Genomic DNA, 19,222 nt, shown 5'->3' on the forward strand with positions numbered 1-19,222 from the left:
ACCAAAAAATACAGATCCGCCCTTCCCCACTCACTGTCGGGCGCCAAGACCGAGGTAATGTCATGAAATTTTCGTTGTTCGTGCATATGGAACGCTGGGACGAGCAAGTCAGCCACCGGCAGTTGTTCGATGACCTGACCGAGTTGACCCTGCTGGCCGAAAAAGGCGGTTTCAGCACCGTCTGGGTAGGCGAACACCACGCCATGGAATACACCATCTCGCCAAGCCCGATGCCGATCCTCGCGTATCTGGCAGCGCGCACCACGACCATCCACCTGGGCGCCGGCACCATCATCGCGCCGTTCTGGCACCCGATCCGGGTGGCCGGTGAATGCGCCCTGCTCGACGTGATCAGCAACGGTCGCATGGAAGTGGGTCTGGCCCGTGGCGCCTATCAGGTCGAGTTCGACCGCCTGGCCAACGGCATGCCCGCCACCGAAGGCGGCAAGGCCCTGCGTGAGATGGTTCCGGTGGTCAAGGCCCTGTGGCAAGGCGACTACGCCCACGACGGCGAGATCTGGAAATTCCCGACCTCCACCAGCATCCCCAAGCCGGTCAACACTCCACCGGTGTGGATCGCCGCCCGCGATCCGGACTCGCACAACTTCGCGGTTGCCAATGGCTGCAACGTGATGGTCACGCCGCTGATGAAAGGCGACGAAGAAGTCCTGGACCTGAAAAACAAATTCCAGGCCGCGCTGGACAACAACCCGGACGTGCCACGCCCGCAACTGATGGTGCTGCGCCACACCCACGTGCACGGCGCAGATGACCCGGACGGCTGGAAAGTCGGCGCCGCCGCGATCAACAAGTTCTACCGCACCTTTGACGCCTGGTTCGGTAACAAGACCGTACCGGTCAACGGCTTTCTGGAGCCAAGCCCGGAATCGAAATTCGCCGAGCGCCCGGAGTTCGAACTGGAGAACATCCGCAAAAACACCATGATCGGCACCCCGGAAGAAATCATCAAACGTATTCGTTACTACCAGGAACTGGGTGTCGACGAGTTCAGCTTCTGGTGCGACAACAGCCTGCCGCACGCCGAGAAGAAGAAATCGCTGGAGCTGTTCATCCAGCACGTGGTGCCGGCGTTTCGTTGAGATACGCTGAGTGACGCAAAAGCCGGGCGCGATGCCCGGCTTTTTTGTGGGAGACTGAGCGCCGTACGCCCTCAGCCAGCAGGTCGTTTTTCAACAGCCTGTCGAGCGTCTAACGTTGACAGAGATGCCCCCGACCTCATCAAGGCTGATGTAGAATTGCATCATTATTGATGACAGATGCGAGCTTGATCATGAGAACGACCGTTACGATTGATGACGCCTTGTATGAACGTGCCCTTGAAGTCGCAGACCCTAATATGGACAAGGCCGAGCTTTTTCGTGAGGCCGTGCAGATGTTTGTCCGTATTCAGGCAGCAAAGCGTTTGGCAGCCCTTGGCTCTGCAATGCCCTCAATGGAGGATATCCCCCGTCGAAGTGATGCATCCGAATGATGGATGTGCTTATCGATACCTCTATCTGGGTGGCTCACTTTCGCAGCTACAACCCGGGCCTTTCGAACTTGCTTCAACAGGACCGGGTGCTGATCCACCCCATGGTTATGGGTGAACTGGCGTGCGGTACACCACCTGAGCGGACTCGAACGCTGGCAGATCTGTCCAGTTTGAAGCACTGCCAGCAACCCACATGGACCGAAGTAATGACTTTCGTGGAGCAGCACAAGCTCTACGGTTTGGGGTGCGGGCTGGTGGACATGACACTGCTGGCATCAGCCTTGATCACTCGGGCGCATTTGTGGACGCTGGACAAACGACTGGCCAGCCTGGCCACACGCTTGCAGATCAACCACCAGCCCGACTGAGTACTGACTCCTGGTCTGTTGCCGTTTCATCACAACCGCGCCGAGGCCCTGCGGGTTGCGCCCCAAAATCGCGCCAGCGCGGGCGGCGTTCCACTCGTTGAAGGACTTGAAAAGGAGAACCTGGCCGCCTTGCATGGGTGCAAGGCGGCTATCCCTGAACTCAGTGGTTATACGCCCGCTCGTTATGCTCGCCCAGATCCAGGCCCAGCTCTTCGGTCGAGTCATCGGCGCGCAAACCGACCAGTGCCTTGACCACCTTGAGGATCGCCCAGCTGACCACGAAGCAATACACCACAGTCAGCGCCACGCCTTTTATCTGTGCGATCACTTGATCGAGCATGTTGGCGTCCGGCACCAAACCGCCCAGTGCCGGCACGCAGAACACCCCGGTCAGCACCGCGCCGACAATCCCGCCAATGCCATGCAGGCCGAAGACGTCGAGGCTGTCGTCATAGCCGAGGCGTTTCTTCAGCACGGTGACGCCCAGGTAGCAGCACACGCCGCACAGCAGGCCAATCACCAGCGCACCACCGACACCGACGTAGGCGCAGGCCGGGGTGATGCCGACCAGGCCGGCCAGCGCGCCGCAGGCCAGCCCTTGCGCGCTGGGTTTGCCGGCTTTGAGCCACTCGCTGAACATCCAGCCAATGATCCCGGCGCACGCACCGACCTGAGTGTTGATCATCACCATCCCGGACAACCCGGAAAGGCCGCCGCCGGAGCCGATATTAAAGCCGAACCAGCCGACCCAGAGCATCGCCGCGCCGGCCATGGTCAGGCTCAGGTTGTGTGCCGGCATGGGTTCATTCTTGTAGCCTTTGCGTTTGCCCAGTGCCAGGCAGGCAGCCAGTGCCGCGACCCCGGCGTTGATGTGCACAGCGGTACCACCGGCGTAATCAAGCACGCCCCAGTTGTGCATCACCGCCCCGCCGCCGCCCCAGACCATGTGCGCCACCGGGGCGTAAACCAGGGTGAACCACAGCGCCATGAACAGCAGCGCGGCGGAGAATTTCATGCGCTCGGCAAAGGCCCCGGCGATCAGCGCCGGGGTGATGATGGCGAAGGTCATCTGGAAGGTGATGAAGACACCTTCGGGGATTTCGCCGACCAGGCTGTCGGGGGTCAGGCCGGCCAGAAAAGCGCGGTTCAGGCTGCCGACGAAGCTATTAAAGGTCACCTCCCCGGCGACCATATTGGTGGTGTCCAGCACCAGGCTGTAGCCGTAAAGCACCCACAACACACCGACCAGCCCGGCGATGCCAAAGCACTGGGTGAACAGCGAGAGCATGTTCTTGGCACGTACCAGCCCGCCGTAGAACAGGGCAAGGCCGGGCAGGCACATGAACAGCACCAGCACCGCGGCGGTGATCATCCACGCGGTGCTGCCGGTATTGAGGGTCGGGGTTTCGGCCGCCTGGGCCAAAGGAATACAGGCGCCCAGCGCCAGTGCTGCAAGAAGGGATTTGCCAGGTAGACGATTAACCATCTTCAACGCTCCTGCGGGGTAATGGAAAGTGTCTGGCAGCGGGGAATGTTGTTTGGAAAACGGGCCTTTGCGGCCTCTCTGGATGTGATGCCGATCATTTGTGGGAGCGACCGGGCGGCGATCCGTCTTGCTCGCTCCCACAAAGGGATCACCGAATCAATACTGCGAACCCGGAATCCAGCTGGTGCCGGCCAGCGGTACGCGGGCCATGGCGGCCGATTCGACGGTCAGAGCCACCAGGTCCTCGGGGTCGAGGTTGTGCAGGTGGCTCTTGCCGCAGGCGCGGGCCATGGTCTGGGCTTCGAGCACCAATACACGCAAATAGTTTGCCAGGCGGCGCCCGCCTTCGACCGGGTCCAGACGTTTGGCCAGTTCCGGGTCTTGGGTGGTGATGCCCGCAGGGTCGCGGCCGTTCTGCCAGTCGTCGTAGAAACCGGCGGCCGAGCCGATCTTCTTCAGCTCTTCGTCCAGCCGCGGATGGTTGTCACCCAGCGCCACCAGAGCAGCCGTACCGATGGCCACCGCATCAGCGCCCAGGGCCATGGCCTTGGCGACGTCTGCACCATTACGAATCCCGCCGGAGACGATCAATTGCACTTTGCGGTGCATGCCCATTTCCTGCAGGGCCTGAACCGCTTGCGGGATGGCCGGCAGGATCGGGATACCGACGTGTTCGATAAACACTTCCTGAGTCGCAGCGGTGCCGCCCTGCATGCCGTCGAGCACGATCACGTCGGCACCGGCTTTGACTGCCAGTTTCACATCGTAGTAAGGACGACTGGCGCCGATTTTCACGTAGATGGGTTTTTCCCAGTCGGTGATTTCACGGATCTCGGCGATCTTGATCGCCAGATCGTCCGGGCCGGTCCAGTCCGGGTGACGGCAGGCCGAGCGCTGGTCGACGCCGATCGGCAGGGTACGCATGCCCGCGACCCGCTCGGTGACTTTCATGCCCAGCAGCATGCCGCCACCGCCCGGCTTGGCGCCCTGCCCCAGCACGATCTCGATGGCATCGGCCTTGCGCAGGTCATCCGGGTTCATGCCGTAGCGCGACGGCAGGTACTGGTAAACCAGGTGCTGCGACTGGCCGCGTTCTTCCGGGGTCATGCCGCCGTCGCCGGTGGTGGTGCTGGTGCCGGCAATGCTGGCACCACGGCCCAGCGCTTCCTTGGCATTGGCCGACAGCGCGCCGAAGCTCATGCCAGCGATAGTCACCGGAATCTTCAGGTGCAACGGTTTCTTGGCGAAACGGTTACCGAGGATCACGTCGGTGCCGCATTTCTCGCGGTAGCCTTCCAGCGGATAGCGCGACACGCTGGCGCCGAGCAGCAGCAGGTCATCGAAGTGCGGCAGCTTGCGCTTGGTGCCGCCGCCACGAATGTCATAGATGCCGGTTTCGGCGGCGCGCTGGATTTCCTGGATGGTCAGGCGATCGAAGGTGGCCGACTCGCGCAGGACCGGAGCCTGGGCTTTGGAATTGGAAAACTCGGTCATGGTTAGTGCTCCTGATCAGTACGCGCTGGCGTTGTCGACTTTGAAGTTGTACAGCTGGCGCGCCGAGCCGTAGCGTTTGAAATCGGCGGCGTTCTCCTTGAAACCGGCGCGGTTGAGCAGCGCCTGCAACTCTTCGATATGCTCGGCGCGCATCTCTTTCTCGATGCAGTCAGAGCCCAGTGACTCGACGCTGCCTTTGACGAAGATTTTGGTTTCATACAACGAGTCGCCCAACGCATCACCGGCATCGCCGCACACCACAAGGCGCCCGGCCTGGCCCATGAAGCAGCTCATGTGGCCGATGCTGCCACCGACCACAATGTCGATGCCCTTCATGGAAATCCCGCAACGCGCGCCGGCATCGCCTTCGATGACCAGCAGCCCGCCGTGGGCGGTGGCACCGGCTGCCTGGGAGGCGCTGCCTTTGACCCGCACGTAGCCGCTCATCATGTTCTCGGCGCAGCCGACGCCAACATTGCCGTGCACGGTGACCGAGGCTTTCTGGTTCATCCCGGCGCAGTAATAGCCGGCGTGGCCCTGGATATCGATGGAGATGGCTTCGTTGACGCCCACCGCCAGGTTATGCGCGCCGTTGGGATGAGTCACCAGCCACTCGCGCTCTTCGACAGTTTTGGCCTGGTCATGCAGAGCCTGGTTCAGATCACGCACGCTGGCGCTGGACAGATCGATGGTTTTCATAATGCGTGCTCCTTAAGCCGACTCGCGTTCCCAGATGTACATGGTGGCGGGAACAGGTTCCCAGACCTTGGCGTTTTCGATCCCCGGCAGGCTCGACAGCGCCTGATACTCCGAAGCCATGGCCACGTAGTCCTCGGTTTCGGCGAGGATCGCGGGCTTGCAGGCAATCGGATCACGGATCACGGCAAAGCCGTTGCGGGTGCCGATGGCGAAGGTAAAGAAACCGTCGAGGGCTTCCAGCGAGTTATCCAAGGCCTGTTTCAGGGAATCGCCCTGTTGCAGGCGCCAGGCCAGGTAACCGGCGGCCACTTCGGTGTCGTTCTCGGTCTCGAAGTTGATGCCTTCACGGCGCAGCTCCTGGCGCAGACGGAAGTGGTTGGACAACGAACCGTTGTGCACCAGACACAGGTCAGCACCGGTGGAGAACGGGTGGCTGCCCTCCATGGTCACCGCACTTTCAGTGGCCATGCGAGTGTGGCCGATGATGTGGCTACCCTTCATGCCGGCCAGGCCGAAGCGCTCGGAAATTTCCCGTGGCAAGCCCATGCCCTTGAGGATCTCGATGCTCTGCCCGGCGCTCATGATGCGCACGCTCGGCGCCAGCTCGGCCAGTACGGTACGTACTGCGGCTTCTTCAGCCTTGATTTTCAGCACGATGGCGCTGGCGTTCTGAAACCAGTCCAGCTCGGCATCCAATTTGCTCTTCACGCCATCGACCAACCCGGCGAAGTCATAGCCTTCGGTGGTGGCTTGCAAGGTCAGCTTGACCCAGCCATCAGCCACTTCATCGCCATAAATGGCAAAACCTGCACTGTCCGGACCGCGATCGGTCATGGCTTCGAGCATCGGCTCGAAGAGCTTGCCGAGCTGCGACTCCAGCGCCGGGTTCTTCAAATACAAACCAACAATTCCACACATAAGGCAGGCCTCACTTTGTTCGGCAGTGGCTAGCTTTAAGCTGCAAGCTTCAAGCTGACCGTGTTGATAGAAAGTCGTGTACTCACCGCAACTCTGCTTTTGCTTGCAGCTTGCGGCTTTAAACGTGTCGCTTAAAAAAACTCGGTGTAGCGCTTCACTTCCCAGTCGCTGACGTGGCGGCTGTATTCCACCCATTCCATGCGCTTGAGCTTGATGAACTCGCCGACGATTTCCGGGCCCAGCACTTCGGCAAACAGCGGGTCGGCCTCCAGCGCGTCGCAGGCTTCCTTGAGCGATTGCGGCAGGGTCTTGATGCCGCGCGCAGCGATTTCTTCAAGGCCGAGCTTGTAAAGGTTTTCGTTGCACACCATGGGGACTTCCAACTGGCGATCAATACCGTCCAGGCCGGCGGCAATGATCGCGGCGCTGACCAGATACGGGTTGCAGCCGGCGTCCGGCAGGCGAAATTCCAGGCGGCCATAGGGCACGCGAACCATGGCCGAGCGGTTGTTGGAACCAAAGGCAATGAACGCCGGCGCCCAGGTCGCGCCCGACAGCGAGTTGCCAACCACAAGCCGCTTGTAGGAGTTGACTGTGGGGGCCGCGAACGCGCACAGCGCGGGACCGTGGGCCAGCAGGCCGGCGGCGAAGTGGTAGGCCATTTTCGACAGGCCCATGCCACTTGGGTCACTGGCGTCGTGGAACAGGTTCTTGTTGGTCGCGCTGCTGATCGACAGGTGAAAGTGCATGCCGTTACCGGCGCGCTTGGGGTCCGGTTTGGGCATGAACGAGCAGATCATGCCCATGTCGTTGGCGATCTCGCCGGCGGCCATGCGGAAGAAGGTGAAGCGGTCGGCCGACTCCATCGCGTCGCTGTAGGTGTAGTTGATCTCGAACTGGCCGTTGGCGTCTTCGTGGTCGATCTGGTAGATGTCAAAGCCCACCGGTTGCAGGGCTTCGGTCAGACGTTCGAGAAATTCGCGTGAACGCGACAGGCCTTTGTAGTCATAGCAAGGCTTGTCGAGGTTATCGCTGGCATCGACCAGTTGCAGGTGGCCGGCGGCATCACGCTTGAACAGGCTGAACTCAGGCTCCAGCCCGGTGTTGAGGGTCCAGCCACGCTGGCTCAGACGCTCGACCTGCTGTTGCAGCACGTAGCGGCTGTCATAAGGCCAGGGTTTACCTTCAACATGACCGATGCACACCACGCGGCCATAACCGGGCTGCCATGGCACCGGTACCAGTGACGACAGGTCGCCACGGGCCATGAAGTCGGGACCGTGCGGCTCCATGCCCATACCGGTGATGGCGAACCCGGCGAAACCGGCGCCACTCTCGGCGACCATTTCCAGGCCGCTGACCGGCACCGATTTGGTCTTGGACGAACCGTGAATATCGACGAACTGAGCCAGCACGTACTTGATGCCGTGCTCCTGGATCAGACGCTGTGTTTCTGTTGGCAACATAGAGCGTGACTCCTGTGACGAAAGCGGCTTGAAAGAAGAACCCCTGTTTCGCTGCCGGAAGCACTTATTCCGATCAGGAAACTTACTTTCATTACAGGAATGCAATGCCCTTGCCAGTTTTTCAAGCAGGGCTAAAAAACCTTTGATCAAGCCTTTTGTTCTGTATATATGGGAAACTTGTTTTCCCACCGCGAATATTTCACCGGCAAAACAGCCATACGAACGTCGCTGCACATTCTCAGTGCGAAATAAAAATTATTGAACGGAAACCGTGCACAGCCTATGACTCAATCGGACACCCCCAAGCTCAAGCTGGAGCAGTACATCGGCATTCAGATCAAACGCCAGCGCCAGGCCCAGGAACTCAAGCTGGCGGATGTGGCGCGCATCGCCGGCATCAGCCAAGGGATGTTGAGCAAGATCGAGAATGCCCAGGTGTCGACCAGCCTGGATAACCTGGGCCGTTTATGCGATGTGCTGGGCATGCCGATGTCGAAACTGTTCAGCCAGTACGATCAGCAGGGCAGCACGGCGTTGCTGGTCAAAAAGGATGAAGGGCTGGAGGTGGTGCGCCGCGGTACGGAGAAGGGCCATACCTATCATTTGCTTAACCACACCCGTGGGCCAAAGAAGAGTTTCGAGGCGTATATGGTGAGCATGGATGACGCCAGCGAAGAGTTTCCGACCTTCTCGCATCCGGGCACCGAGTTTTTGCATTTGCTGGAGGGCGAGCTGATTTACCGGCATGGCAATCAGTTGTACCGAATGGAAGCCGGCGACAGCCTGACCTTCGACGGTGAGGTGCCGCATGGGCCGGAGCAACTGGTGCAAGTGCCGATCCGGTTGCTGTCGATCATGAACTATGGGGCGCAGGGCGAGTAAGCCGCTCGCCTCTGTGTAGGAGATCGCCCGCCGCCTCGGCGCCGCGCTGTCGCGCAGCAGACACGGACCCGGTGGGAAGAGCCGGCCGGCGCCCCGGTCTGCTCGCGAAGGGGCCAGTAAAGTCACAGCATCTGCTGCGACTGTGCCGCCGTCTTCGCTGTGGTCCGGCACCCCGGCAAGCCAGCTCCCACCGGGGGCATACAGTGCTTAAGTGAATGTATTGGCGTTAGCCGGGAAGCCTTCGCGGCTAAAGCGAATCGCCGCCCGGCCAGCGCCCAAGTCGCGATTGGCGTCGTCTGGACCATCTCGGTTCGAAGAGCAAAAGCAAATGGAGCCTGGCTTAGGCTTTTTTCTTGCCGCTTGAAGCTTACCGCTTGCCGCCCGCGCCCACGGCGCGACTTTCCCCACAAGAAATATTCTTTCCAGATTTCTCTGGACGGCCCGTCCGCTTTCACCTATAAATTCGCCAAGACGAATATTTAATTCCTTAGGGGAATTTTTATTCACCCTTAAAACCAGAATTTACTGCTGAATTTTTTCGCTCTGCGTTGAGCTGCCGCCATTTTCCGAGGACGTGCCATGCAACACGAAAAGAACCATTTCATCCTGAAGATCAGCTGTCCGGCGACGTCCGGGATTGTCGCGGCGGTGACGTCGTATCTGGCGGGTAACGCTTGCTACATCGGTGAAATGGCGCAGTTTGATGATGAGTTCAGCGGGCGTTTTTTCATGCGCGCGGTGTTTCGCTTCAATGAGGGTCACGCCGGTGACATCGAGCAGCTCAAGGCGGGGTTCAGCGATGTAGCGGCCAGCTTTGACATGGACTGGGAGCTGCATGACAGCAGCCGGCCGATGCGGGTGCTGCTGATGGTCAGCAAGTTCGATCATTGCCTGACCGACCTCTTGTATCGCTATCACAAGGGCGAGATGCACATGACCATCACCGCCATTGTCTCCAATCACCTCGATCTGCGGCCGATGGCCGAGCGTGAGGGCATCCGGTTTATCTACCTGCCGGTGACCAAAGACACCAAAGCCGCTCAGGAAGCGGCGCTGATGCAGGTGGTCAACGAGACCGGTACTGAATTGGTGGTGCTGGCGCGCTACATGCAGATCCTCTCCGATGATCTGTGCAAGCAACTTTCAGGCCGCGCCATCAATATCCACCACTCGTTCCTGCCGGGTTTCAAAGGTGCCAAGCCGTATCACCAGGCTTATGAGCGTGGCGTGAAGCTGATCGGCGCTACCGCCCATTACGTGACCAGCGACCTGGACGAGGGGCCGATCATCGAGCAGGAAGTACAGCGGGTCGACCACGCCTATTTGCCTGATGACCTGGTCGCCATCGGCCGTGATACAGAAACCGTGGCGCTGTCCAAGGCGGTCCGTTATCACCTTGAACACCGGGTCTTTCTCAACACTGACAGAACGGTGATCTTCCGGTGAATAGCTCAAAACTGATCGACGGCAAGGCCGCTGCCGCCCGGGTGCTGCAGCAGGTCAAACAGGACGTGCTGATGCTCAAGGCCGATCACATCCAGCCAGCGCTGGCGGTGATTCTGGTCGGTGAAGACCCGGCCAGCCAGGTGTATGTGCGCAACAAGATTCTACGCGCCGAGGAATGCGGGATTCGCTCCATCGAGTACCGGCTGGCAGCCGATTGCCCGCAGGCCCGGCTGTTGGACTTGATCGCCGAGTTGAACAACGACGCTTCAGTCAACGGCATTTTGCTGCAACTGCCGTTACCCGGACACATTGAAGAAACCCGCGCCTTGCAGGCGATTGATCCGGGCAAGGATGTCGACGGTTTTCACAGCGAGAACGTTGGCGGCCTGAGCCAGGGCCGTGACGTACTCACGCCCTGCACCCCCACCGGCTGCATGTATCTGCTGGAGCAAACCCTCGGCGACCTGAGCGGCAAGCACGCGGTGGTGATTGGCCGCTCGAACATTGTCGGCAAGCCGATGGCAGCCTTGCTGCTCAAGGCCCACTGCTCGGTGACGGTGGTGCATTCGCGCAGCCAGGATGCCAAGGCGCTGTGCCAACTGGCCGACATCGTGGTCGCGGCGGTAGGTCGGCCACGAATGATCGATGCCAGTTGGCTGAAGCCCGGCGCGGTGGTGATTGACGTCGGTATTAACCGTATTCAGGACCACGACCGTAGCCGGCTGGTCGGTGATGTCGACTTTGACGCCGCCCTGCCCCAGGTCTCGGCCATCACCCCGGTGCCCGGCGGGGTCGGGCCGATGACCATCGCCTTTCTGATGAAAAACACCCTGATCGCCGCGCAGCAGCAACGCCAGCGTGCCCTCGCCCATAGCCAGCCGCAGGAGGCCGTATGCCTTTAGGTCTATTGAAGTACGGGCTCAGCTCGGAGTACCCGGTGGAAGTCGACTTGCCGGCCCCCAAGGAACTCAAGCCAGCCTATGACGTGGTGATCATCGGCGGAGGCGGCCACGGCCTGGCCACCGCGTATTACCTGTCCAAGTACCACGGCATCAACAATATTGCGGTGCTGGAAAAAGGCTACCTGGGCGGCGGCAACACTGCGCGCAACACGGCGGTGATCCGCTCCAACTACCTGACCAGCGAGGGGGTGAAGTTCTACGCTGAATCGGTACGGATGTTCGAAGGGCTGTCCAATGAATTCGACTTCAACATCATGTATTCGCACCGGGGTCAGTTGACCCTGGCGCATACCGACGCCACGGTGCGTTCATTCCGCCAGCGCGCCGAGGTCAACAAACACTTTGGCGGGCGCACCGAGATGATCGACCGCCAGCAGATCCGCGAGTTGGTGCCGAGCCTGAACCTTGATCCGGGGCATATTCCGGTGCTCGCCGGGCTCTGGCACATCGACGGGGCGACAGCGCGGCACGATGCGGTGGCCTGGGGCTACGCCAAGCAGGCCGCCAAGCGCGGGGTCGAGATTCATCAACTGACCGACGTTCAGGAACTGGTGATCGAAAACGGCGCCATCACGGCGGTCAAGACCAACCGGGGCACGGTGCGTTGTGGCTGCGCGGTGCAGGCGGTGGCCGGCATGAGTTCGCAAATGATGAAAAAGGCCGGCATCCGCTCGCCGATCCAGACCTTCCCGCTGCAAGCGATGGTCACCCAGCCGTTCAAGCCGTTTCTCGACCCGCTGGTGAGTTCTTCGGCGCTGCACTGTTACGTGCAGCAGACCAGCCGTGGCGAGGTGGTGTTTGGCGGCGGCTCGGATCCCTACCCGCTGTTCAACACTCGCTCAACGCTCGATTTGAAAGAAAGCCTGCTCTCGCACGCCATCGAGATGTTCCCGTTTCTGGCCAACGCCAAGCTGATGCGCCAGTGGGCCGGGATCACCGACATGACCCCCGATTACAGCCCCATCATGGGCCTGTCGCCGGTCAAGAACTACTACCTGGACGCCGGCTGGGGCACCTGGGGCTTCAAGGCCACGCCGATCTGCGGCAAGACCATGGCCGAGCTGGTCGCCAGTGGCGGCAAGGTCCCGGAGCTGATCAAGCCATTTGGCCTGGAGCGTTTCTCGACCTTCCAGCAAGTCAACGAAATGGGCGCCACGGCGGCCAGCCACTAAGCGGAGAGCGACACATGAAAGTCATGACATGCCCGCTCAACGGGCCGCGCAACATCAGCGAATTCACCTACGGCGGCGAATTCAAACCCATGCCCGACCCGCAGACCTGCAGCGATGCCCAGTGGGCCGACTACGTGTTCAACAGCGAAGATACCTTGGGGGTGGTTCGCGAGTGGTGGATGCACACGCCATCGAGTTACTGGTTTCTGGCCGAGCGCCACACCGGCAGTGACGAGATTGTGCGCACCTTCGATGCCCGCGAGCTGTTCAACAGCCGGGTCGAATTCACCCAACAGACTCAGGAGATTGCAGGATGAGTACCGCCAACCGCCTGCCCGCCCCGATGGGCCTGCTGATCGACCGCAGCAAGCCGCTGACCTTCAGCTTCGATGGCAAGGCCTATGAAGGCCTGCAAGGCGACAGTATTGCCAGCGCCCTGCTCGCCAGCGGCCGTCATCTGCTGTCGCGCTCGTTCAAGTACCACCGCCCGCGCGGCCCGCTGAGCATGGCCGGGCAAGACGCCAATACCCTGGTGCAACTGCCCCGCGAGCCCAACGTGCTGGCCGATACGTTTGCCCTGGAAAACGGCCTGCGGGTCAGCGGCCAGAACTACAACGGCTCACTGGACAACGACAAGGACGCCCTGCTCGGCAAGTTCTCCAAATTCATGCCGGTGGGGTTCTACTACCGCTCCTTTTATAAGCCCAAGGGCATGTGGAAAGTCTGGGAGCCGGCGATCCGCAAAAAAGCCGGCTTGGGTGTGCTGGACCTCGGCTTCAAGCCCGAGTACTACGACAAGGCGTATCTGTTTACCGACCTGGCAGTGATCGGCGCCGGTCCCGCCGGCCTGCAAGCGGCGCTGACCGCCGCCAATGCCGGCGCCAAGGTGCTGCTGATCGAGCAGCAGCCGATTCTGGGCGGCTCGCTGACGTATGCGCGCTTTGACCTTGAAGGTCAGCGGGCCGGGCAACTGCGCACCGAACTGGTGGCGGCCGTAGAAGGCCACGCCAACATCCGGATTCTGCACAGCGCCACCTGCAACGCCTGGTTCACCGACAACTACCTGCCGGTGATTCAAGGCAAACGCCTGTATAAAGTGCGCGCGACGCAGTGCCTGATCACCAGCGGCTCGTTCGACCAGCCGGTGATTTTCCGCAACAACGACCTGCCCGGCATCATGCTGACCAGCGCGGCGCAACGGCTGATGAAGCTGTATGCGGTCAAGCCCGGCCAACGCGCCGTGGTACTCACCGGTAACGATGATGGCTATCTGGCCGCGCTGGATCTGCATGATCAGGGCGTGCAGGTGGCCGCTGTGGTGGATATGCGTAACCAGCCAGCCGACCGCAGCCTGTTGATCGAGCTGGAAAAACGCGGCATCACTTGCCACGCCAGCACCACCGTGTATGAAGCACTGCACGAAAAGGGCATGCGCCACATCAATGGCGTCGAGCTGCGCAAAATCACCGGCCAGGGTCAGGTGGCCAGTGCGGGCATGACCCTGGACTGCGACCTGCTGTGTATGTCAGGCGGCTATATGCCGGTTTATCAATTGCTGTGCCAGGCCGGTGGCAAACTCGCCTATGACGAGCAAAGCGCCGGGTTCAACCTCAGCGGCCTGCCGGCCAATCTGAACATTGCCGGTTCCGTAAACGGCCAGCACAGCCTGGACAACGTCTTGGCAGACGCCACCCGCGCCGCCCTCGACATCATTGCCAGCCTTGGCCTGCACACCACCCAGCAGGCCGCGCCGCTCAAAGGCGAGGCACAGGTGAATTTCCCCTGGCCGATTTTCCCGCATCCCAAAGGCAAGGATTTCGTCGACTTTGACGAAGACCTGCAGGTGCGCGATATCGTCAATGCCACGCGCATCGGTTACCGCGATGTGCAACTGGTCAAGCGTTACTCCACGGTGGGCATGGGTCCATCTCAGGGCCGTCACTCGGCGCTGCCGACCGCACGCCTGGTCGCCGCTGCGACCCAGCGCAGCATCAGTGAAACCGGGGTCACCACCGCGCGCCCGCCGTTCGAGGCGGAAAAACTTGCGCACGTCGCCGGGCGCGGCTTCGACCCGTACCGCCAGACCCCGATGCACAGCCGGCATGTAAAGGCAGGCGCGAAAATGATGCCCGCCGGTATCTGGCAGCGTCCGGCGTTCTATGGCCAGCCCGCACAACGCGATGCCTGCATGCAGGCCGAAGCCAGGCATGTGCGCAGCAAGGTCGGGATCATCGACGTCTCGACCCTGGGCGGGCTGGACATCCGCGGACCGGACGCCGCCGAGCTGCTGAACCGGATGTACACCTTTGCCTTTATCAAGCAGCCGGTGGGCCGTTCGCGCTATGCGTTGATGACCAACGAACAGGGCGCGGTGATCGACGACGGCGTATGCGCACGCTTTGCCGAGCAGCACTTCTACGTCACCGCCACCACCAGCGGCGTGGACCGTATCTATCAGCAAATGCTCAAGTGGAATGCCCAGTGGCGGCTGAACGTCGATATCGCCAACGTTACTGCCGCGATCAGCGCGGTCAATGTGGCCGGTCCCGACTCACGCAACGTGTTGGAAAAGGTGTGTCATGACATCGACCTGTCTGCCGCCGGTTTTCCTTATCTGGCAGTGCGCCAGGGCACGGTCGCCGGGATCAAGGCGCGGCTGCTGAGGGTCGGCTTTGTCGGTGAGCTGGGCTATGAGATCCACGTGCCGGCCCGGCATGCCGTGCAGCTCTGGGATGCGCTGATCGAAGCCGGCAAGCAGTACGATATCAAGCCGTTCGGGGTCGAGACCCAGCGCCTGCTGCGCCTGGAAAAGGGCCACGTGATCATCAGCCAGGACACCGACGGCATGACCCATCCCGGCGAGATTGACATGGGCTGGGCGGTCAGTCGGAGCAAGCCGTTTTTCGTCGGCCGCCGCTCGATAGATATCCTCGAAGCGCAGCCGCAAAAGCGCAAACTGGTCGGTTTCACCTTGCCAGAGGGCAGCCCGCAGCCGCTCGAAGGCCATCTGGTGCTCAGCGGCCCGGACATCAGTGGCAACGTGACGTCCTGCGAGTACTCGCAAACCCTCGGCAAGATCATCGGCCTGGCCTACGCAGGTTTTGATCAGAGCCAGCCCGGCCAGCAGATCCCGATTCGCGTCGAGGGTGGCGTGATGGTCCAGGCCACTGTGGTGCAACTGCCTTTCTTCGACCCTGAAAACCAGCGTCAGGAGCTTTGAACATGTCCAGCCTTCTTGTTGAAAATGTCACCCCCCGGCGCCAGGTGAGCGCCGACGCCCTGCCGCTGTGCAGCCTGAGCGACCTGACCGACCTGCCGCGGGTCGGCTTTCGTGGCACACAAAGCGCCGAGTACTTGGCGGCGCGCGGTTTTGAATTGCCAGACGCACCGAACCGTGCCGTGACCCAGGCCGATGGCAGCCATGTGGTACGGCTGTCGCAAACCGAGTACCTGCTGCTGGGCAGCCCCGCCGATCAGGGCGAGCGGATTGCCGATGAAGAGGCCCGCTGGGAACTGGATCACCACGCCAACTACCTGCTGCCACGCCAGGACAGCCACGCCTGGCTGCAACTGTCGGGCAGCGCGGTCAGTGAGGTGATGGCCAAGCTGTGCGGCGTCGACCTGCGGCCCCAGGCTTTCGGCCCCGGCGCCGTGGCCCAGACCTCGGCAGCGCGGATCAGCGTGATCGTGATCAATGTCGGTGCCACGCACACCGCGTGTTTGCAGATTCTCTTTGATCGCTGCTCGCTGGAGTATTTCAAGGCGGCGTTGCTCGATGCGATGGGCGAATTTTCCTGAGCAGGGCCGATCGCGCAGCAAACACAGGACTTGGGAGCTGCTTTAGCTGCGAAGCCTTCGCTGCTAAAGCTGCTCCTACGGTCCAATGCATCACCCTGGAGATTGCATGATCGAACCTCTGGACAAAGACGTCGATTACCTGGTCCCGGCCCTGGCCCGGGGTTTGAGCGTGCTGGGCCTGTTCAACGCCCAGGTGCGGGCGTTGAGCATTCAGGAGATCGCCGAGCGGCTGCAGGTCAGCACTTCGGCTATTTACCGGATTCTGGTCACGCTGACGCACATGGGCTATCTGAACAAACTCAACAGCCATTACGAACTCGGCGCGCGGGTGGTCAGCGATGGCTTCAGCTATCTTGCCAGCCGGGACATCGTCGATGTGGCGATGCCACACCTTAATGCCTTGCGCGACCGCACGTCGCTGTCGTGCCACCTGAGCATCCGTGAACACACCGACAGCCTGTACCTGTATCGCGCATTTGCCGCCCAGCGCCTGTCGGTGAACATTCCGGTGGGTACGCGCATTGCCTGCCATTGCACTGCCATGGGGCGCATGTTGCTCACCGCCCTGGATGATGCCCGGCTCGGGGCACTGTACCAGCACATTCGCCTGGACGATTACCCGTCACCCGCGCCGCGGACATTACCCGAACTGCAAAGCATGATCCGCCAGGACCGCGAGCGCGGCTGGGTCGTGCATCGCTCCGATTACTCCACCGCGATTGCCACGGTAATCCACGATCACACCGGGCAGGTGACGGCGGCGATCAACCTGTCCGGGGCCGATGCCGTGATGGACCCTGAAGGCGCAACGGAGCGTTTTCAGACCCTGCTGCTGGAAACCAGCGCCTGTATCAGCCGTGAACTGGGTTACCGGGACACACGCCCGCTGGCTTAAACATTTAAGCGCAATCAGCCACTCAAGAATTCCACCGCAACGCCGACGTTACTAACGTGTACTTCTGCTTTGACCGGTTTTGCTGGGACCGGCACGCAGCGTGCATCAGCGGTTGCTCAATTGCGATGTATAAAAATAATCCGGAGCCAAAATGAATATCAAACAGAAGCTGACAGGGGCGTTCGCGGTTATCGCGTGTTTGCCGATTGTCGTTGTCGCCAGCATCGTTATCGTCAACCTGCGCACAGAGGCCACGGATGATTTTGTCGACAACAGCGGACGGGAAATCCGCCAGGTCGAGAATGCCATGCAGTTGTTCTTCGACGGTATCAGCCAGAATATCGATTACCTGGCCGCCAACCCGCTGATCAACACCGCCGGCAACGGTTTGAAAAGCTACATGACACCGGAGCAGAAGGCGCTGCCAGACAGCGAGGCCGACAAGGCGATCTTCGCCCTGTTCGATCGCATGGGCACTTCACACCCCTCTTACTCATACATTTCCTACGGGATGGCCAACGGCACTTACGCCTCCTGGCCAGCAGGCCAGAAATTCGACAACTACGACCCGCGTGTGCGTCCCTGGTACAAGACCGCGCTGGCCAACCCCGGCAAGACCGTGCGCACCGACGCTTACTACTGGCCAGCCGATGATGCGGTGATGGTCGCCACCGTCCGCGCCGTTCCCAATGCACTGGGTAATCCGGGCGGGGTCGTTAGCGTCGACGTGACGCTCAAGGCGCTGACCAATATCGTCAAGCAGATCAAGCTGGGCCAAAGCGGTTATCTGATGCTGCTGGAAAGCAACGGCAATGTGCTGGTCGACCCGAGCAAACCGGAAAACAACTTCAAGAAGCTCGGTGAACTGGGCGGCGGCTACAGTGAGCTGGCCAAGGCCGGCAAGGGCCTGGTCAAGGTCGAGCTGAACGGCGAGCGCTACATGGCCAACGTCTATCCGGCTGACAAACTGGGCTGGAGCTTCATCGGCCTGATCAAGCAGGACGAAGTCATGGCCTCGGCCAATAGCCTGACCTGGCTGATCGGCATTATCGCTGCCGTGCTGGCCGTGGTGTTCGCCCTGGTGGGTGCCAGCTTCGCCAGCCTCATCGTGCGGCCGATCAACGGCGTATCCAGTGGCCTGGAAGGCATTGCCCAGGGTGAAGGTGACCTGACGGTGACCCTGCCGGTGCGCGGCAATGACGAAACCGCCAAACTGGCCGGCTGGTTCAACCAGTTCCTGGGCGCCATCCGCAGCCTGATCCAGCACATCACCAATGCTGCGCACAGCATTCTCGATGCCTCCCAGAGCGCAACCCGGGTCTCGGGCAACATGGCCGACGCCGCCAATCGCCAGCGCGAAGCGGTGGACATGGTCTCTACCGCCTTCCACGAAATGGTCGCCACCGCCAACGAAGTCGCCCGCTCCTGCAGCCAGGCCGCCGAGTCGGCCGACACCAGCCAGCAACAGGCCCGCGACGGTCAACGGCAGATCGACGACGCGGTGCACAGTGTCGACCAGCTCAGCGAGGAAATCGCTCGCTCGGCCAAGGACATGAGCCAGCTGGAAAAAGACAGCAACGACATTCAGTCGATTCTCGACACCATCCGTTCGATTGCCGAGCAAACCAACCTGCTGGCGCTCAACGCCGCCATCGAAGCGGCGCGGGCCGGTGAACAGGGCCGTGGTTTTGCCGTGGTGGCCGACGAAGTCCGGGCGCTGGCCAAACGCACGGCCGACTCCACCGCAGAAATCGACACCCTGCTCGGCAATCTGGCCCGCCGTACGGCCTCGGTCGCCCAGCAGATGCATTCAAGCCTGGAAGTGTCGCAGCAGTCAGTCAGCAAGATCGGCCAGGCACGCACCAGTTTCGGCCAGATCCGCGAATCGGTGGATGTGATCCGCGACATGAACACCCAGATCGCGACCGCCGCCGAAGAGCAGCATCAGGTCGCCGAGGACATCAACCGGCACATCAGCCAGATCCATGGCGATGCACAGCTGGTGGTGGAACTGGCTCAATCGGCACGGGTGGATTCGCAAAGCCTGGCGTCGCTGTCCAATGAACTCGATACCCTGGTGCGCAAGTTCCGCACCTGATTGCTACCCTGCTCAAGCAAAAGGCGGCTTAGGCCGCCTGGTTGTT

General features: G+C 61.1%; 16 protein-coding genes and 2 pseudogenes. 13 read left to right on the forward strand and 5 right to left on the reverse strand.

Translation table 11 applies throughout. From position 1 onward, the window contains the following. Positions 1-62: 62 nt before the first annotated feature. From PSCI_RS24020 to PSCI_RS24030, 3 genes are all read left to right on the forward strand, one after another. On the forward strand, positions 63-1,100 hold the full coding sequence (locus PSCI_RS24020) for an LLM class flavin-dependent oxidoreductase (RefSeq protein ID WP_045491846.1): 1,038 nt from the start codon (positions 63-65) through the stop codon (positions 1,098-1,100). Between the two features lie 191 nt (positions 1,101-1,291). Further along, on the forward strand, positions 1,292-1,492 hold the full coding sequence (locus PSCI_RS24025; protein WP_045494840.1) for a type II toxin-antitoxin system VapB family antitoxin: 201 nt from the start codon (positions 1,292-1,294) through the stop codon (positions 1,490-1,492). Next, positions 1,489-1,860, forward strand: a complete 372-nt coding sequence (locus PSCI_RS24030) for a type II toxin-antitoxin system VapC family toxin (RefSeq protein WP_173426700.1) — start codon at positions 1,489-1,491, stop codon at positions 1,858-1,860. Before PSCI_RS24025 ends, PSCI_RS24030 begins: the two co-directional genes overlap by 4 nt. A 160-nt stretch (positions 1,861-2,020) precedes the next feature. Here the strand turns inward: PSCI_RS24030 and PSCI_RS24035 are convergent, their stop codons facing one another. The 5 genes from PSCI_RS24035 to glnT all read right to left on the reverse strand — a co-directional run bounded on the left by PSCI_RS24035 (position 2,021) and on the right by glnT (position 7,923). Beyond that, entirely contained in the window at positions 2,021-3,346 is a 1,326-nt protein-coding gene (locus PSCI_RS24035; RefSeq protein WP_052483507.1) for an ammonium transporter, read from the reverse strand. A 156-nt stretch (positions 3,347-3,502) separates the two neighbouring features. Then, complete coding sequence (locus tag PSCI_RS24040; protein ID WP_045491848.1) at positions 3,503-4,840, reverse strand: FMN-binding glutamate synthase family protein; 1,338 nt, start codon at positions 4,838-4,840, stop codon at positions 3,503-3,505. A 15-nt stretch (positions 4,841-4,855) separates the two neighbouring features. After that, positions 4,856-5,539: a protein glxC gene (locus PSCI_RS24045; RefSeq protein ID WP_045491850.1), complete on the reverse strand. Its 684-nt coding sequence runs from the start codon at positions 5,537-5,539 to the stop codon at positions 4,856-4,858. A gap of 12 nt (positions 5,540-5,551) precedes the next feature. Then, positions 5,552-6,457 (reverse strand): class II glutamine amidotransferase, encoded by a 906-nt coding sequence (locus PSCI_RS24050; RefSeq protein ID WP_045491852.1) that lies wholly within the window; start codon positions 6,455-6,457, stop codon positions 5,552-5,554. Between the two features lie 131 nt (positions 6,458-6,588). Next, positions 6,589-7,923: a type III glutamate--ammonia ligase gene (gene glnT / locus PSCI_RS24055; protein WP_045491854.1), complete on the reverse strand. Its 1,335-nt coding sequence runs from the start codon at positions 7,921-7,923 to the stop codon at positions 6,589-6,591. Between the two features lie 282 nt (positions 7,924-8,205). Here glnT and PSCI_RS24060 point away from each other — a divergent pair, with 282 nt between their 5' ends. From PSCI_RS24060 to PSCI_RS30295, 10 genes and pseudogenes are all read left to right on the forward strand, one after another. Next, entirely contained in the window at positions 8,206-8,805 is a 600-nt protein-coding gene (locus tag PSCI_RS24060; RefSeq protein WP_045491856.1) for a helix-turn-helix domain-containing protein, read from the forward strand. A gap of 579 nt (positions 8,806-9,384) precedes the next feature. Beyond that, positions 9,385-10,251 (forward strand): formyltetrahydrofolate deformylase, encoded by an 867-nt coding sequence (purU, locus tag PSCI_RS24065; protein ID WP_045491858.1) that lies wholly within the window; start codon positions 9,385-9,387, stop codon positions 10,249-10,251. After that, positions 10,248-11,153, forward strand: a complete 906-nt coding sequence (gene folD / locus PSCI_RS24070) for a bifunctional methylenetetrahydrofolate dehydrogenase/methenyltetrahydrofolate cyclohydrolase FolD (protein ID WP_045491860.1) — start codon at positions 10,248-10,250, stop codon at positions 11,151-11,153. Before purU ends, folD begins: the two co-directional genes overlap by 4 nt. Beyond that, positions 11,144-12,385: an FAD-dependent oxidoreductase gene (locus PSCI_RS24075; protein ID WP_045491862.1), complete on the forward strand. Its 1,242-nt coding sequence runs from the start codon at positions 11,144-11,146 to the stop codon at positions 12,383-12,385. Before folD ends, PSCI_RS24075 begins: the two co-directional genes overlap by 10 nt. A gap of 14 nt (positions 12,386-12,399) precedes the next feature. Further along, positions 12,400-12,702 (forward strand): sarcosine oxidase subunit delta, encoded by a 303-nt coding sequence (locus PSCI_RS24080; RefSeq protein ID WP_045491864.1) that lies wholly within the window; start codon positions 12,400-12,402, stop codon positions 12,700-12,702. Beyond that, a complete protein-coding gene (locus PSCI_RS24085; protein WP_045491866.1) occupies positions 12,699-15,605 on the forward strand; it encodes a 2Fe-2S iron-sulfur cluster-binding protein in 2,907 nt (968 codons plus the stop codon). The genes PSCI_RS24080 and PSCI_RS24085 overlap by 4 nt, the downstream gene beginning before the upstream one ends. A 2-nt stretch (positions 15,606-15,607) precedes the next feature. Next, positions 15,608-16,183, forward strand: coding sequence for a sarcosine oxidase subunit gamma (locus tag PSCI_RS24090; protein WP_045491868.1), 576 nt, complete (start codon positions 15,608-15,610; stop codon positions 16,181-16,183). A 106-nt stretch (positions 16,184-16,289) separates the two neighbouring features. Beyond that, positions 16,290-17,078, forward strand: a complete 789-nt coding sequence (locus tag PSCI_RS24095; protein ID WP_084710105.1) for an IclR family transcriptional regulator — start codon at positions 16,290-16,292, stop codon at positions 17,076-17,078. Positions 17,079-17,385: 307 nt separating this feature from the next. Next, positions 17,386-18,318 (forward strand): annotated as a pseudogene (locus PSCI_RS30290) (HAMP domain-containing protein); the annotation flags it as partial. A gap of 261 nt (positions 18,319-18,579) precedes the next feature. After that, positions 18,580-19,176: pseudogene (locus PSCI_RS30295) on the forward strand (methyl-accepting chemotaxis protein); the annotation flags it as partial. Positions 19,177-19,222: the final 46 nt, after the last annotated feature.

Source organism: Pseudomonas sp. StFLB209, from assembly GCF_000829415.1.
Taxonomy (GTDB): domain Bacteria; phylum Pseudomonadota; class Gammaproteobacteria; order Pseudomonadales; family Pseudomonadaceae; genus Aquipseudomonas.